The organism is Anaerotignum propionicum (assembly GCF_024461735.1).
Taxonomy (GTDB): Bacteria; Bacillota; Clostridia; order Lachnospirales; family Anaerotignaceae; genus Chakrabartyella.
Genome location: NZ_JANGAD010000002.1, coordinates 427,311 through 441,228 on the forward strand (window position 1 = coordinate 427,311; position 13,918 = coordinate 441,228).

Annotated in this window: 15 protein-coding genes and 1 other annotated feature; all 15 genes read left to right on the forward strand. The window is 42.0% G+C overall.

Annotated elements, in window-relative coordinates; genetic code table 11:
• The first annotated feature begins 16 nt into the window (after window positions 1-16).
• The 15 genes from NE558_RS04605 to NE558_RS04675 all read left to right on the forward strand — a co-directional run bounded on the left by NE558_RS04605 (window position 17) and on the right by NE558_RS04675 (window position 13,847).
• Window positions 17-1,012 (forward strand): ABC transporter substrate-binding protein, encoded by a 996-nt coding sequence (locus NE558_RS04605; protein ID WP_256148736.1) that lies wholly within the window; start codon window positions 17-19, stop codon window positions 1,010-1,012.
• 104 nt (window positions 1,013-1,116) lie between these two features.
• Window positions 1,117-2,025 carry an ABC transporter permease gene (locus NE558_RS04610; RefSeq protein ID WP_256148737.1) on the forward strand — a complete coding sequence of 303 codons (909 nt, stop codon included), beginning with the start codon at window positions 1,117-1,119 and terminating at the stop codon, window positions 2,023-2,025.
• Window positions 2,018-2,812: an ABC transporter ATP-binding protein gene (locus NE558_RS04615; RefSeq protein WP_256148738.1), complete on the forward strand. Its 795-nt coding sequence runs from the start codon at window positions 2,018-2,020 to the stop codon at window positions 2,810-2,812. The genes NE558_RS04610 and NE558_RS04615 overlap by 8 nt, the downstream gene beginning before the upstream one ends.
• Window positions 2,813-3,169: 357 nt before the next feature.
• Window positions 3,170-3,433, forward strand: a complete 264-nt coding sequence (yqfC, locus tag NE558_RS04620) for a sporulation protein YqfC (RefSeq protein ID WP_066046967.1) — start codon at window positions 3,170-3,172, stop codon at window positions 3,431-3,433.
• Between the two features lie 13 nt (window positions 3,434-3,446).
• Window positions 3,447-4,688: a sporulation protein YqfD gene (locus NE558_RS04625; protein ID WP_256148739.1), complete on the forward strand. Its 1,242-nt coding sequence runs from the start codon at window positions 3,447-3,449 to the stop codon at window positions 4,686-4,688.
• On the forward strand, window positions 4,651-5,652 hold the full coding sequence (locus NE558_RS04630) for a PhoH family protein (protein WP_256148740.1): 1,002 nt from the start codon (window positions 4,651-4,653) through the stop codon (window positions 5,650-5,652). The genes NE558_RS04625 and NE558_RS04630 overlap by 38 nt, the downstream gene beginning before the upstream one ends.
• Window positions 5,621-7,741, forward strand: a complete 2,121-nt coding sequence (locus tag NE558_RS04635; RefSeq protein WP_256148741.1) for an HD family phosphohydrolase — start codon at window positions 5,621-5,623, stop codon at window positions 7,739-7,741. The genes NE558_RS04630 and NE558_RS04635 overlap by 32 nt, the downstream gene beginning before the upstream one ends.
• On the forward strand, window positions 7,725-8,195 hold the full coding sequence (ybeY, locus tag NE558_RS04640) for an rRNA maturation RNase YbeY (RefSeq protein ID WP_256148742.1): 471 nt from the start codon (window positions 7,725-7,727) through the stop codon (window positions 8,193-8,195). Before NE558_RS04635 ends, ybeY begins: the two co-directional genes overlap by 17 nt.
• Window positions 8,196-8,199: 4 nt before the next feature.
• Entirely contained in the window at window positions 8,200-8,601 is a 402-nt protein-coding gene (cdd, locus tag NE558_RS04645; RefSeq protein WP_420314581.1) for a cytidine deaminase, read from the forward strand.
• A 13-nt stretch (window positions 8,602-8,614) separates the two neighbouring features.
• The gene (locus tag NE558_RS04650; protein ID WP_256148745.1) at window positions 8,615-9,181 is read left to right on the forward strand and encodes a uracil-DNA glycosylase; all 567 of its coding nucleotides are present in this window, start codon (window positions 8,615-8,617) and stop codon (window positions 9,179-9,181) included.
• 313 nt (window positions 9,182-9,494) lie between these two features.
• Complete coding sequence (locus NE558_RS04655) at window positions 9,495-9,950, forward strand: hypothetical protein (protein WP_256148746.1); 456 nt, start codon at window positions 9,495-9,497, stop codon at window positions 9,948-9,950.
• Window positions 9,947-10,849, forward strand: a complete 903-nt coding sequence (gene era, locus NE558_RS04660; protein ID WP_066046983.1) for a GTPase Era — start codon at window positions 9,947-9,949, stop codon at window positions 10,847-10,849. The genes NE558_RS04655 and era overlap by 4 nt, the downstream gene beginning before the upstream one ends.
• A 101-nt stretch (window positions 10,850-10,950) precedes the next feature.
• Window positions 10,951-11,100: a hypothetical protein gene (locus NE558_RS04665; protein WP_256148747.1), complete on the forward strand. Its 150-nt coding sequence runs from the start codon at window positions 10,951-10,953 to the stop codon at window positions 11,098-11,100.
• A gap of 310 nt (window positions 11,101-11,410) precedes the next feature.
• Window positions 11,411-12,139, forward strand: a complete 729-nt coding sequence (gene recO, locus NE558_RS04670) for a DNA repair protein RecO (RefSeq protein WP_256148748.1) — start codon at window positions 11,411-11,413, stop codon at window positions 12,137-12,139.
• Between the two features lie 59 nt (window positions 12,140-12,198).
• Window positions 12,199-12,377, forward strand: a binding site (T-box leader).
• An 81-nt stretch (window positions 12,378-12,458) separates the two neighbouring features.
• Window positions 12,459-13,847 (forward strand): glycine--tRNA ligase, encoded by a 1,389-nt coding sequence (locus NE558_RS04675; RefSeq protein ID WP_256148749.1) that lies wholly within the window; start codon window positions 12,459-12,461, stop codon window positions 13,845-13,847.
• Window positions 13,848-13,918 lie beyond the last annotated feature (71 nt).

Below are 13,918 nucleotides of genomic sequence, written 5' to 3' on the forward strand. Positions count from 1 at the left end.
CTGGGGGAGTGGTATAATGAAAAAGAATAAAATGCGTTTGGTTGCTGCGACTGCAATGGCCGCAATGGTAATCTCTATGACAGGCTGTAGTGGCGGAAATAAAGCTGAAAAGCCTGCAGAAGAAAGTGCAGAAGGAAAAACCTATAAAGTGGGAATTATGCAGTTGGTGGAGCACCCTGCGCTGGATGCGGCTACCCAAGGCTTTCAGGATAAGCTGAAAGAGCTGTTAGGGGACTCCGTAACCTTTGATGTGCAAAATGCCCAGGGAGAGAGCACAAACTGTACTACCATTGCAACAAAGTTTGTTTCTGATGATGTTGATTTGATTATGGCAAATGCAACAGGCGCAGTTCAGGCTGCAGCAGCGGCTACATCAGAGATTCCCATTGTGGGTACCTCTGTTACAGACTTTAAAACAGCTGGGGTTGTTGATTCCAATGATGCACCTGGTAGAAATGTTACAGGTGTTTCTGATCTGACACCCATTGATGAACAGATCAAATTATTGCAAAAGGTTTGCCCCGATGCAAAGAAGGTTGCAATTGTGTATTGCAGTGCGGAGCCAAACTCTATTTTCCAATCGGAATTGGCACAAAAGGCATTGACAGAAGCGGGTATTGCATTTAAAGAATATACAGCGGCAGATTCCAATGAAATTCAGGCTGTTATCACAAATGCAGTCGGCGAATGTGATACTGTATTTATTCCTACAGACAATACCATGGCTAGCAATATGGAAATCGTTAAAAACGTGACGGTACCTGCCGGAATTCCTGTTTTTGCAGGAGAAGAAGGCATGTGTAAATCTGGCGGCTTGGCAACATTGAGCATTAGCTTCTATGAGTTGGGTCAGAAGGCTGGTCAAATGGCATATGATATTTTGGTAAATGGTGGAGACCCTGCAACAACACCTATCGGATTTGTATCCGATAATATTGTTCCAAAATATAATGCAGAAATTGCAAAAGCTTTGAACATCACAATGCCTGAAGGTTTTGAGGCAATTCAGTAATAGAATATTTGAAATTATAAAAGGCAGAGCGGGGCAGATTACTGACCGCTCCCTTTTTTCTACTAAAGCATGCCAAAGAGAAAAAAAGGAATGGGGGAATTGAGATGAATGTGATGGCTTTGATGAAGGCATTGCCCGGTTCAGTGGCACAAGGGCTTATTTGGGGGCTTTTGGCCATAGGGGTTTATATTACATATAAAGTTTTGGATTATGCAGATTTGACTGTGGATGGAAGTCTTTGTACCGGTGGTGCTGTGGCGGTAATGATGATGCTTGGAGGATATAATCCTTATATAGCGTTAATCTGTGCGGCGGTGGCCGGTATGCTGGCAGGATTGGTGACAGGGGTTTTCCATGTGGCGTTCGGCATTCCTGCTATTTTATCGGGTATTTTAACCCAACTGGGTCTATATTCTGTGAACATGCGCATTATGGGGAAGTCAAATCAGGCAATCAGTGTAGATAAATATAACCTGATTTTGAGCTTGCGGGATATTCCCAAGGCAGTTATGGTATCAGCTATTTGTTGTGCCGTTGTAATCATAATCTTATATTGGTTTTTTGGAACAGAGCTGGGGCGAGGCATTCGTGCTACTGGAAATAATGAAAACATGTCCAGAGCCCAGGGTATTAATACAAAAGTAATGAAGGTAATCGGGCTGATGATTTCCAACGGCTTAGTGGGCGTTGCAGGTGCATTATATGCCCAGTATCAAGGCAATGCTGACGTTAACATGGGCCGTGGTGCCATTGTAATCGGTTTGGCGGCGGTAATTATTGGTGGTGTCTTATTCGGTAAGATTTTTCATAACTTTGCATTCCGTTTGGTGGGAGTTATTTTTGGCGCAATTCTATATTTTGTTGTTATCACCATTGTGCTACAGCTTGGTTTGGAAACAACGGATTTAAAATTAGTGAGCGCTTTGATTGTAGCGGCATTCTTGGCAGTGCCATATCTAAAAGGACAGCATTTTGTGAAGAACGGAAAAAAGGGAGGGAAGGCAAATGCTTGAATTAAAGGAAATTTATAAAACCTTCAATCCCAATTCGCCCAGCGAGAAAAAAGCCTTAAATGGTCTGAATCTTACACTGGAACAAGGGGATTTTGTGACAATTATCGGTGGCAATGGTGCGGGGAAGTCCACTATGCTAAATGCGATTTCCGGTGTGTGGCCAATTGACAGTGGTGAAATTATTATTGATGGTGTGAATGTGACAAAGCTTCCCGAGCATAAGCGGGCGTTGTATTTAGGTCGTGTATTTCAAGACCCCATGACGGGAACAGCGGCAGATATGGAAATTGAAGAGAACCTTGCTTTAGCTTACCGCAGAGGTCAATCCAGAGGTTTGCGTTGGGGGATTACCCAAAAGGAGAGAGGCGAATACAAGGAGCTTTTAAAAACCTTGGATTTGGGCTTGGAAACACGCCTCAGAGCAAAGGTTGGTCTGCTTTCCGGCGGGCAAAGACAGGCGCTTACGTTATTGATGGCAACGCTGAAAAAACCCAAGCTGCTTTTATTGGATGAGCATACAGCGGCTTTGGACCCCAAAACAGCGGCAAAGGTTTTAGAGCTTTCTGACCGTATTATTGCGGAGCATGGTTTAACTGCCTTAATGGTTACCCATAACATGAAGGATGCCATTGCCCATGGCAATCGTTTGATTATGATGAGTGATGGACGTATTATTCTGGATATTAAAGGTGAGGAAAAGAAAAAGCTGACGGTGGAGGATTTATTGCAGAAATTCTCTGCGGCAAGCGGCAGTGAATTTGTTAGTGATAGAGCACTGTTAGGCTAATTATATAAAATGGTTGAATACATGGATTTTGCCCAATCTCACTTTTTTTGAAAAAGCAAGAGCAAAAGCTTTTGTGAATCATTCGTGGGATGGAGGGAAGCTATAGAGACAATGGTTTATGCTTCAAAACGTCTTAGTCAAAGGCAAGCAAGGGTTATTTATAAAGTACGATTTCTTTCCCAAAGAGGTCGTGCTTTTTTATTTTTTTGTGTTAATAATTTAGTAAAATTTTATAATTGTGGAGTCGTTATCTATATCCAGGAATATAACGAAAGCCTTGCAACATTGGCAGACAAGGTATTTCTTTGGGTTTTTAAGCATAATGTAAACAAACGGTTTTTCGGATGGTGATAAGTTATGGATTTACGAAGGGGCGTGTCTGAGGCTTTAGACTTGCCAAAGGAAATCATGCTGGATTTACCGTTGATTTCCTTAATGGGTCGAGAGGAAATCACGATTGAAAATCATAAAGGGATTTTAACTTACGGGGAGGAAAGCATCCGCATTGGTACAAAGGCGGGCACTTTATGTATCCGTGGGGAGGATTTGGGCCTAAAGCAGCTAACCACAGATGTATTGGTGATTACGGGGAAGGTGGTTGCTTTGGAATTTTTGACCTGATGGGGTGAGGATTTTGTTTCTGGCATTATGGTATTATTTCCGTGGATATGTTATCATAAAAGTAAACGGTTTTGCCGCAGAGCGGTTTATGAATATGCTTTCTTATCGTGGAGTATATTTATGGGATGTGGAAACCAAAGGCGCTGGGGTGCGTTTAAAAGCACCTATGGGAAGTATGGATACTCTTTCCATGTGTGCGGAAAAAACCGGTTGCAGGCTTGAGGTGCAAGGATACGGCGGGTTTCCTGCAAAAATCCGACGCTTTCATGGTCGACAGGTTTTGACAGCAGGGATACTGCTATTTGCCATTGGGTTATATTTTCTTTCATCCTTTATTTGGGTTATTAAAGTGGAAGGAAATGAAAGAGTGGCGAAGGAAGATATTTTGACCTATTGTCAGGAGTTGGGTTTGAAGCCTGCTGCGTGGAAGAGAGGCATTAATACTGAGAAAATCACAAAAGACATTTTAATTCAGTTTCCGGATATTTCTTGGGTCAGTGTGGGAATAAAGGGCACAGATGTGACCATTAAGGTGGCAGAAACCATTCAGAAAGCAGAAGTGGTGGATAAGGAAACACCTTGCGATATCATTGCAAACACCGATGGTGTTATACTGAAAATTACAGCAGAAAGAGGAACACCTAAAGTGAAAGAGGGCGATGTGGTTAAAAAAGGGGATGTTTTAATCTCCTCTGAGGTTTTAATTGGGCTGGAAGGTGAGGCACAGCATACGGAATATGTGGCTGCGGAAGGCGTGGTTATGGCCAAAATTTGGCAGCAATTGACGGAAGAGCTTCCTCTTTCTTATGATGAGAAGGTTTACACCGGAGCCATTAAAACCAACCATGTTTTAAGCTTTTTTGGTCAAGATGCAGATTTTATTCGTCCAACTTTGGGAGATAGCGAAGCTGATGTGGATGTGCTTTTTGAAAAAGATTTAGCATTAGGTGATTTTAAAATACCTATTTCTTTAAAAAAAGAGCAATATAATCTATACACCCTTGAAAAAAGAAGCCGCACTGTTGATGAAGCAAAGGCGGAGCTCGAGGATATACTAAGAAAAAAGACGGAGCAAAGCGTCAGTGTATATGGTAAAATAGAAAAAATAAGTGCGCAGTACGATGAGTATACCGATTGCGTTCGGGCAACGGGGCAAGCGGAGCTGACAGAGAGAATTGATGAAAAACGAAAAGCAGAGAAAGGGCGGGATGCCGTAGATGGCACAGACGGAACGAACGATACAAATGGACAATAGGGTGATGCTGCCTGTTTTTGGGCAGTTTGATGCAAATATAAGAAAAATAGAGAAAGAGTGGGACGTTAAAATCGTAAACCGTGGAGATGATATTAAAATCAGCGGGGAAGAAGGCAGCGTCCATAAAGCTTGGAGTGTAATGAATTCCATTGCGGCCTTGGCAAGAAAAGGGGAAGAGATTACTGAACAAAATTTGAATTATTTTATTTCTGCCGCTGAGGAAATGAACTTGGAAGAGGTGGAAAAGGTTTACAACGATTTGGTTTGTATTACTGCAAATGGAAGGCCTTTAAAACCAAAAACCTTGGGACAGAAAAAATATGTAGATTTGATTAAAAATAATACTGTTGTGTTTGGCGTGGGTCCTGCAGGAACAGGCAAGACATATCTTGCTATGGCCATGGCGATTACCGCATTCAAAAACAATGAAGTTAACAGGATTATTTTGACCCGTCCTGCCATTGAAGCAGGGGAGAAGCTAGGCTTTTTGCCCGGAGATTTACAGCAGAAGGTAGACCCCTATTTAAGACCCCTTTATGATGCTCTTTATGAAATCATGGGTTCAGAAAATTTTTTGAAAAATATGGAGCGAGGCCTCATTGAGGTTGCCCCCTTGGCTTATATGCGTGGCCGTACGTTGGACAATGCTTTTATTGTTTTGGATGAGGCTCAAAATACTACTCCGGAGCAAATGAAGATGTTTTTAACCCGTATTGGATATGGCTCAAAAGCGGTTATCACAGGGGATTTGACACAGATAGATCTAACCGAAGGGAAGCGTTCGGGGCTGATGGAAGCAACCAAAATTCTAACGGGTATTGATGGAATTGGTATGATAACATTGACCAATAAAGACGTTGTGCGGCATCCGTTGGTACAAAAAATCATTCTGGCATATGAGAAATTAGAGACCAAGAAGCGGAGTGATCTGGATGGCAAAAAGGACAAAAGAGGTAGATATTAAGCGATATCCCCAGTGGGTTTTGCTGGGGCTTGCTTTTGTATTGACTGTGCTTTGCATTGGCATGAGTCCCTATGGGAAATACGAAGAAATTGTTCAGGTTGGGGATGTGGCGACAAAGCGCTACGTTGCACCCAGGGATACGGTGGATGAGGTAACGACAAAAAAACTGCAAACTGCGGCGGCAAATAGTGTCGGCCCAATTTACAAAAATGACATTACAGTTGAGGCGAATAGCACAAAACAAGTCAATGATGTTTTTCAAGAGCTAAACGAAGTAATATTGGACATGAAGGATGGGGATGACTTTTATCATAAGGTAAAGGATGCATCCCTAAAGTTGCCTGTGGTGTTAAGCAATCGTCAATTGTCTGCCTATCAGATAATGCCTTTATCAAACCGTATTTTATTTGCAGAGGACTGCGTTGGAGTGCTAAACCAAATTTATAGTGGTGGGCTTTCCGCGGATGAGCTGGAGCAGGCAAAGGAACAGGTAAGAGAAGGGGTTGGTGCAACCCCCTGGAGTGAAGATTTAAAGGGCATGGCATATGCCATTGTCTCCACTGCATTGGATCCAAACTTGGTTTTGGATGAAGAGGCAATGGAGGCAATTAAGGATGAAAAGCGCAAAGAGGTAAATGAGGTTCGCATTCGTAAAAATCAGAAGATTGTTGATGAAGGTGAAATTATTACCCAAGACATTTACGACAGATTGGTTGCTTTAAAGCTCATTGGACATTCACAAAATGGTGGAAGGCTTCTTCCTTTTTTAGGCAGCAGTGCCATTGTTGCATTGCTTTTTGGCGCAGTGGGGCTATTTTTCCTATGGCATAAGGGTACTGTTATTTTAAAGAAGAATGAAATTAGAATGCTATTTTGTGTATATGTGATTATGATTCTTCTAAGCAAGGCTATGGCGTTACTTCCCTACTATTCTTTAATTCCATTATCTTTGTTTGCTATGCTTGTCAGTATTTTAATCGGACGGCGCATGGCTCTTTTGATGAATTGCTTTTTTTCTATCGTCGCCTGCATGATTGTGAGTGGCGATGTGGAATTTTTATCCTATGCTTTAATCAGTGGTTCCTTCGGTGCATTGCTGATTCAAAAAACAGAGAAGCGCACTTTTGTTGTGCCCGTTGCTGTGGGTATGGCAGTGGTGAACCTGGTAACAATGTTTGCCGTTGGTCTTTTTTTCAGAGATGGGTATACAACACAGCTTATCATAGCTTGCGGTTTTGGTGCTTTGGTAGGGTTGATATCTGTTGTGGTTGCTGTGGGCAGTTTACCCTTTTGGGAGAGTGTGTTTGAAGCAAACACCCCCTTACGACTTTTGGAATTGACCAATCCCAACAATGAGCTTTTGCGTAAGCTAATGATTGAAGCGCCGGGTACATATCACCATAGTCTGATTGTGGCGAACTTGGCGGAGACGGCGGTTTATGAAATTGGTGGAAATACGGCTTTAGCCAGAGCTGGGGCATACTATCATGATGTGGGAAAACTGAAATATCCCATGTTTTTTGCGGAAAATCAGACGGGACATAATCCCCATGATGATATTGAACCAAAATCCAGTGCCCGCATCATCACCCAGCATACAAAGGCAGGCGTGGAGATGGGAATGGAATTTGGTCTGCCTAAGGTTATTTTAGATATTATGAAGGAACACCATGGTACCACGGTGGTAAAATATTTTTATTTTAAGGCTTTAAAGGTTTATGGGTCAGAAAATGTAAACGAAGCAGATTATCGCTATGATGGGCCTATTCCTACAAGCAGAGAATCTGCAGTGGTAATGCTTGCGGATACGGTGGAAGCGGCTGTTCGTGCTATGTTGGGCAGTGGAAAGACCTTAGAGGAAGTAGAAGGGGCTATTTATGGTCTGATTAAGGACAAGCTGGATGATGGACAATTAAACCGCAGTGGTTTAGCCATTCATGAATTGGCTAAAATACAAAAAGCTTTTTTGAAGGTGTTCCATGGGATGTATCATGAGAGGGTCAGCTACCCGAAAAAAGAAGAAATCGAAGCGGCTTCCCGCAAGGCGGATTTGGAAAAAGAGGAGAAAGATCGTGACAATACTGATTGATAATCGAACAGAGGAGGCTTTTTCCTTAGAGCTTTCTCAAACTATAGAAAAAATAATTATAGATTCTTTGGCTTATGAAGGGTTTCAAATGCCTTGCGAGGTCAGTGTATCCATAGTGGATAATGAAGAAATTCATCAGATTAACAGGCAGTTTCGGGACATTGACCGTGCCACTGACGTTCTGAGTTTCCCTCTTTTGACATTTGAAGAGGGAGAAACACCAGATATGAATGAAAAGGAAGAGGTGCTTTTGGGGGATATTATTATATCCTTAGAGCGTGCCCGTGAACAGGCAGAGGAATACGGTCATTCTTTAAAAAGAGAGATTGCTTTTTTGACCGCCCATAGTATGCTCCATCTATTGGGTTACGACCATATGGAGGAAGAAGAAGAGAAGGAAATGTTTGCAAAGCAGAGGGAAATACTGAATCAGGCAGGAATACCAAGAGAATAAGGAGATGATTTTTATGGAAAATCGGGAACTGGTTTTATTGGCAAAGGAAGCAATGGAAAAGGCTTATGCGCCTTATTCGAAATTTAAAGTCGGAGCGGCATTATTGGCGAAAAACGGCGAGGTTTTTCTGGGATGTAATGTGGAGAATGCATCCTATGGTGCTACCATTTGTGCAGAAAGAACAGCCATAACAAAAGCGATTTCTGAAGGTGTGAAGGAATTCCAGAAAATAGCTATAGTCGCCAGCTCGGGAGACTATGCGGCGCCTTGCGGCATTTGCAGACAAGTACTATATGAATTTTTGCCTGATGGAGAAGTAATTTTGGATAGTGACCATGAGGGAATGAAGGTAATGAGCCTTAAGGAATTATTGCCTATGGGTTTTCGTGGTGAGGACATAAAGTAAGCGGGGGAGAGTTATGGCTCAAAAGAGCTGGGAGACATTAGAGGGTGCTTGTTATAATTGCAAAAAATGCAGACTGTGGGAACTGCGCAGTCATGTGGTGATTGGCAAGGGTAACCCAAAGGCGGATATTATGTTCATCGGGGAGGGCCCGGGTCAACAGGAGGATTTACAAGGTCAGCCCTTTGTTGGCCCTGCGGGACAGCTTTTGGATAAAATGCTGTCAAGCGTTGGGCTTTCCTTGGAGGATGTGTATATCACCAATATTGTGAAATGCCGCCCACCGGGGAACCGAGACCCCTATGATGACGAAAAAGAAGCTTGTTTAAATTATTTGAGGTATCAGCTTAAATTAATTGAGCCGAAAATTGTTGTTTGCCTAGGTAGAATTGCGGCAACAACAATCATTGACCCTGCTTTTCGCATTACACGCCAAAGGGGAATATGGATCCCTAAAATGGGCTACGAGTTTATTGCCACCTATCATCCCTCAGCACTTTTGCGGGATGAAGAGAAGAAACGCCCAGCTTGGGAGGATATGAAGGCAATCCGAAAAAGATGGGACGAGCTGAGGAATTGTTAGAAGTAAGTGATGTGATTCACCTTAGGGTGCAAGCCGTCTTCTTTTGTTTGCTTGTGGAAAATGGGTAATCCGTATATAATAGAAACGAAAAAAGTAGAAGCATAAGCTATCATTACACCTTTTATCAATTTAGTATGTGGGGAAATGCACTTTTTCAAGGAGCTGGAAACTTGTCCGCTTGTGTTGCGCAAGAGTTATTTTGCTAGCAGGGCATGAGACTGCGTGTTCAAGCCCTAGATATTTTGAGGATTTTGAGGGATATTACCCGTTAATTTTAAGCAATCGATTTATTTAGAAAATAGGAGGAAGCAAAATGGATACATTAAAAGATAAATTTGCCCATGTGGCATTAAAACCAAACGCAAAAACCATGGAAGAAGTGGTGGCGTATATTGAGGAAAATTGGAAGGCACAGCGTGTTAAAATCAAGGAAAGCGAATATATGATTCATTATAAAAATGCACTGGAGTTTATGCGCCAAATGGGTAAAAGCACAGAGGGAGTGCAGGAAGAAATCAGAAGATATGCACTGCCCAACAAAATTTGTGTTGTGCTGGGTATGCAATCCGAGTATATGACTGCAGAAGCAGGCATGAAATATTATCAGGCATTAACATTGATTAAGGGCTTAACCCAAGAAGATATTGACACCAAAAATGACCGTTGGCTGCAATATATGATTTTATTGGATATGCAGAAGGATTGGGATGTGAAGGAAGCAGATTATAAAGCTTACATTGCAGCAGAAAATGCGGAGGGACAAGCATGAAAAAATTTCATTCCGGCTTTGTTACTTTGATTGGCAGACCCAATGTTGGAAAATCCACATTGATGAATTGCCTTATCGGGGAAAAAATTGCCATTACTTCCCATAAACCTCAAACAACACGAAATAAAATAACCAGTATATTGACTAAGGAAGATTTCCAATGTGTATTTTTGGATACACCTGGCATTCATAAGCCCAAGCATAAGCTAGGTGAATTTATGGTGCGTTCTGCGGAGAATACCTTTAATGAAGTGGACTTGGTTTTAATGCTCATCGAGCCCACGGAAAAGGTTGTGGAAATGGATCAATATGTAATCGACCGACTGGAAAACGTAAAGACGCCGGTGGTTTTGGTCATTAATAAAATTGATACCATTGAACGGGAGAAGCTTTTGCAGGTGATTGAGGCGTATCGTAAGCTATATACTTTTGCGGAGGTTGTTCCCATCTCCGCAATGAAGGGAAGTAATACAGACGCGTTGATGGATGTAATTAAAAAATATTTGCCTGAGGGTCCTCAGTATTTTCCTGAGGATATGGTTACCGATCAGCCTGAGCGCCAAATTGCATCAGAAATTGTCCGTGAAAAGGCTCTTTATCTTCTTCAAGATGAAATACCCCATGGTATCGCAGTGGAAATTATGTCTATGAAAAAGCGTGAAGGGCAAAATATGGTTGATGTAGAAGCAACCATTTATTGTGAAAAAGATTCCCATAAAGGGATTATTATTGGCAAGCAAGGAGCTATGTTGAAAAAAATTGGCTCTTTGGCCAGAAGAGATATGGAGAGGTTGTTGGGTTCACCAATTTATTTAGAGCTATGGGTAAAGGTGAAAAAGGATTGGCGAGACAGTGACTTTTTGCTGAAAAATTTTGGATATGATAGACGCAATGTATGATAAAATCAAGAACCCTTTCTGTTTTAGGCGACATTGGTATTAATTTACCTGTATGCTTTCGTTATTGCTCCATAACATAATGAAAGAAAGGGGACGGTTTTATGGACGAGCAGAATAAAAAGGCATACTGGCAAAAGTTTTTACAAACAGGTCAGGTTGAAGATTATTTGCGTTACAAATCCGATTTGGGAGATAGACCAAATCCCCGACGGAGGATTGCCGATAGTTCAAAAAATAAAAATTTTTATTAAGTATATAAGACCTTAAGACCGTGGGTATCACCCACACCCACTTGCTTTTTGAAAAAAGCGAGAGCAAAACTTTCGTCATCCCCCCTGCTTGGGGGGAATTAACATTATAGCAAGAAATGTAATTTTGTGTTATAGAAGTTTAGATCAAGCCTTTTCAGAACTGCACAGTCCCAAGTTAGGGCAGGGGGCGAAGCCACTTTTGCGAAGGAAAGGTGCTTAAACAGCTTGCACCGGCAACCTCCAGAGGTTTTAAAAGCTTGCAGGGTCTGGGACAGCATCCTGAGGTCTTATTAGAAAAAGAGGGAAAAAAGTGGGCGTTGTTCATTTTAGAGGTGTTGTAATTCAGGAGAATCAAGTGGGTGAGAGCGGTAAACGGATTTTGGTTTTGGCCAAGGGCATCGGTCGGGTTATGCTCAATGCTCGTGGTGCAAAAAACACCAAAAGTAAGCTTCTTTCTGGTACACAGCTGTTTGCCTATTGCGATTTTATGGCTTATGAGGGAAAAGGCTTTTATTCTTTAACTCAAGCGGACTTGATTGAAAGCTTTTATGGTATACGAATGGATATGGATCGTCTTGCGGAAGCCGTTTATTTGACGGAGCTGGTGGAGCGAACTTGCCCTGTGGGAATGGAGCAGGACGAAACCTTAAAACTCTTACTTTATTCCTTGACTATGCTGGAGAAAAGTCAAGTGCCGCCAAGACTTATTTCCCGTATTTTTGAGGTGAAATATGCCCAGCTATCCGGGGTATTGTCCAATGAAGGTTGTATGGTCTGCAGTAAGGACGATGCTCCTCTTTTCTTTAATGCGACAGCAGGGGAGTTCCTTTGTAAAGATCATTGCTTCGGTGGAGAGATCCCTCTTCTAGGGGCTGTGCAAAAGGCCATCGCTTTCATTACAGAAAGGGAAGGGAAGCAAATTTTTGCGTTTACCCTTTCTGAGGAGGCAACGAACCAATTGGACGTTATTTTACGGCGCTATTTGGAGGTACATATGGGGGTACGGCTAAAAAGCCGGGAATTTAGCAAAGAATTATAGTTTATGAAAATAGGTATTGACAGAAATACGTGAAAGTGTTAGCATAATGGCTAAATTGAATAACTGCAATGAAAAAGAGGAGTATCCGTAGTATGTTTTCAGAGAGTCTTCGGTGGGTGAAAAGAAGACAGCAGAGTACGGTGAAGGGCACTTTGGAGCAGGACTTCACAAGAGTGGATTTACGCTTTGCGTAGATCAATAAGGGTGGAACCGCGGAAGATATACTTTCGTCCCTTGCTTTTACAGCGAGGGAGGGGAGTTTTTTTATTGCCTTTCCTCGGTAAAAAACTTATTAACTTTTTTGAAGGAGGAATGCTTTATGACAGAGAAAAGTATGGAAAAAGTAGTTGCATTGGCAAAAAATAGAGGTTTCGTTTACCCCGGATCTGAAATTTACGGCGGTTTAGCGAACACATGGGACTACGGCCCTATTGGTGTTGAGTTGAAAAACAACGTAAAAAAAGCTTGGTGGAAGAAATTTATTCAAGAAAGCCCTTATAATGTTGGTGTGGATTGCGCAATCTTGATGAACCCTCAGACTTGGGTGGCATCCGGTCACGTTGGTGGTTTTAGTGACCCGTTGATGGATTGTAAGGAATGCAAAGAGCGTTTCCGTGCAGATAAATTAATTGAGGATTATATTGCACAGCACAATATGCCCGAGGCGGCAGTTGATGGCTGGAGCAATGATGAAATGAAGCAATTTATCGATGAGCATCAGGTTGCCTGCCCTTCCTGTGGCAGTCATAACTTTACAGATATTCGTCAGTTTAACTTGATGTTTAAAACCTTTCAGGGTGTGACTGAGGATGCGAAAAACGTAGTTTATCTTCGTCCTGAAACAGCCCAGGGTATTTTCGTAAACTTTAAAAATGTTCAGCGTACCAGCAGAAAGAAGCTGCCTTTTGGTATTGGACAGATTGGTAAGTCTTTCCGTAACGAAATTACACCAGGTAACTTTACTTTCCGTACCAGAGAATTTGAACAGATGGAATTAGAGTTTTTCTGCGAACCCGGATCAGACTTACAGTGGTTTGAATATTGGAGAAGCTTTTGCAGGGATTGGTTATTAAAGCTTAATATGGATGCAGAAAGCATCAGACTGCGTGACCATGAGCAAGAGGAACTAAGCCATTATAGCAACGCAACCACAGACATTGAGTTTAAATTTCCCTTTGGCTGGGGTGAGCTTTGGGGTATTGCCGATAGAACCAATTTTGATTTAAGATGCCATCAAGAGGTTAGTGGTCAGGATATGACCTATTATGATCAGGATAAGAACGAGAAATATATTCCTTTCTGCATTGAGCCTTCTTTAGGTGCTGACCGTGTTACTTTGGCGTTTTTATGTGAGGCGTATGACGAAGAAGAGGTTAGCGAAGGCGACGTAAGAACAGTATTGCGTTTCCATCCTGCCCTTGCGCCGGTTAAGGCGGCGGTTTTCCCTCTTTCCAAAAAGTTGAGTGAAAAGGCTACAGAAGTATTTGCTATGCTTTCTAAAGAGTTTAACTGTGAATTTGATGAATCTGGCTCTATCGGTAAACGTTACCGCAGACAGGATGAAATTGGTACACCCTTCTGCATCACTTATGATTTTGAATCCGAAGAAGATCAGAGTGTTACCGTGCGTGACAGAGATACTATGGAGCAGGTTAGAATGCCCATTTCACAGTTGAGTGCTTATTTGAAAGAAAAAATGGAGTTTTAAGATGCAAAGCCTTTCCGGAGTATCCTCTTAGAAAGATATGGAACAATAATCTAAATTGAATGAGGTCATTC

Coding starts and splice junctions, on each gene's coding strand:
- NE558_RS04605 (WP_256148736.1), top strand. CDS start 17: ATGAAAAAGAATAAAATGCGTTTGGTTGCTGCGACTGCAATGGCCGCA.
- NE558_RS04610 (WP_256148737.1), top strand. CDS start 1,117: ATGAATGTGATGGCTTTGATGAAGGCATTGCCCGGTTCAGTGGCACAA.
- NE558_RS04615 (WP_256148738.1), top strand. CDS start 2,018: ATGCTTGAATTAAAGGAAATTTATAAAACCTTCAATCCCAATTCGCCC.
- yqfC (WP_066046967.1), top strand. CDS start 3,170: ATGGATTTACGAAGGGGCGTGTCTGAGGCTTTAGACTTGCCAAAGGAA.
- NE558_RS04630 (WP_256148740.1), top strand. CDS start 4,651: ATGGCACAGACGGAACGAACGATACAAATGGACAATAGGGTGATGCTG.
- NE558_RS04635 (WP_256148741.1), top strand. CDS start 5,621: ATGGCAAAAAGGACAAAAGAGGTAGATATTAAGCGATATCCCCAGTGG.
- cdd (WP_420314581.1), top strand. CDS start 8,200: ATGATTTTTATGGAAAATCGGGAACTGGTTTTATTGGCAAAGGAAGCA.
- NE558_RS04650 (WP_256148745.1), top strand. CDS start 8,615: ATGGCTCAAAAGAGCTGGGAGACATTAGAGGGTGCTTGTTATAATTGC.
- NE558_RS04655 (WP_256148746.1), top strand. CDS start 9,495: ATGGATACATTAAAAGATAAATTTGCCCATGTGGCATTAAAACCAAAC.
- era (WP_066046983.1), top strand. CDS start 9,947: ATGAAAAAATTTCATTCCGGCTTTGTTACTTTGATTGGCAGACCCAAT.
- NE558_RS04665 (WP_256148747.1), top strand. CDS start 10,951: ATGGACGAGCAGAATAAAAAGGCATACTGGCAAAAGTTTTTACAAACA.
- NE558_RS04675 (WP_256148749.1), top strand. CDS start 12,459: ATGACAGAGAAAAGTATGGAAAAAGTAGTTGCATTGGCAAAAAATAGA.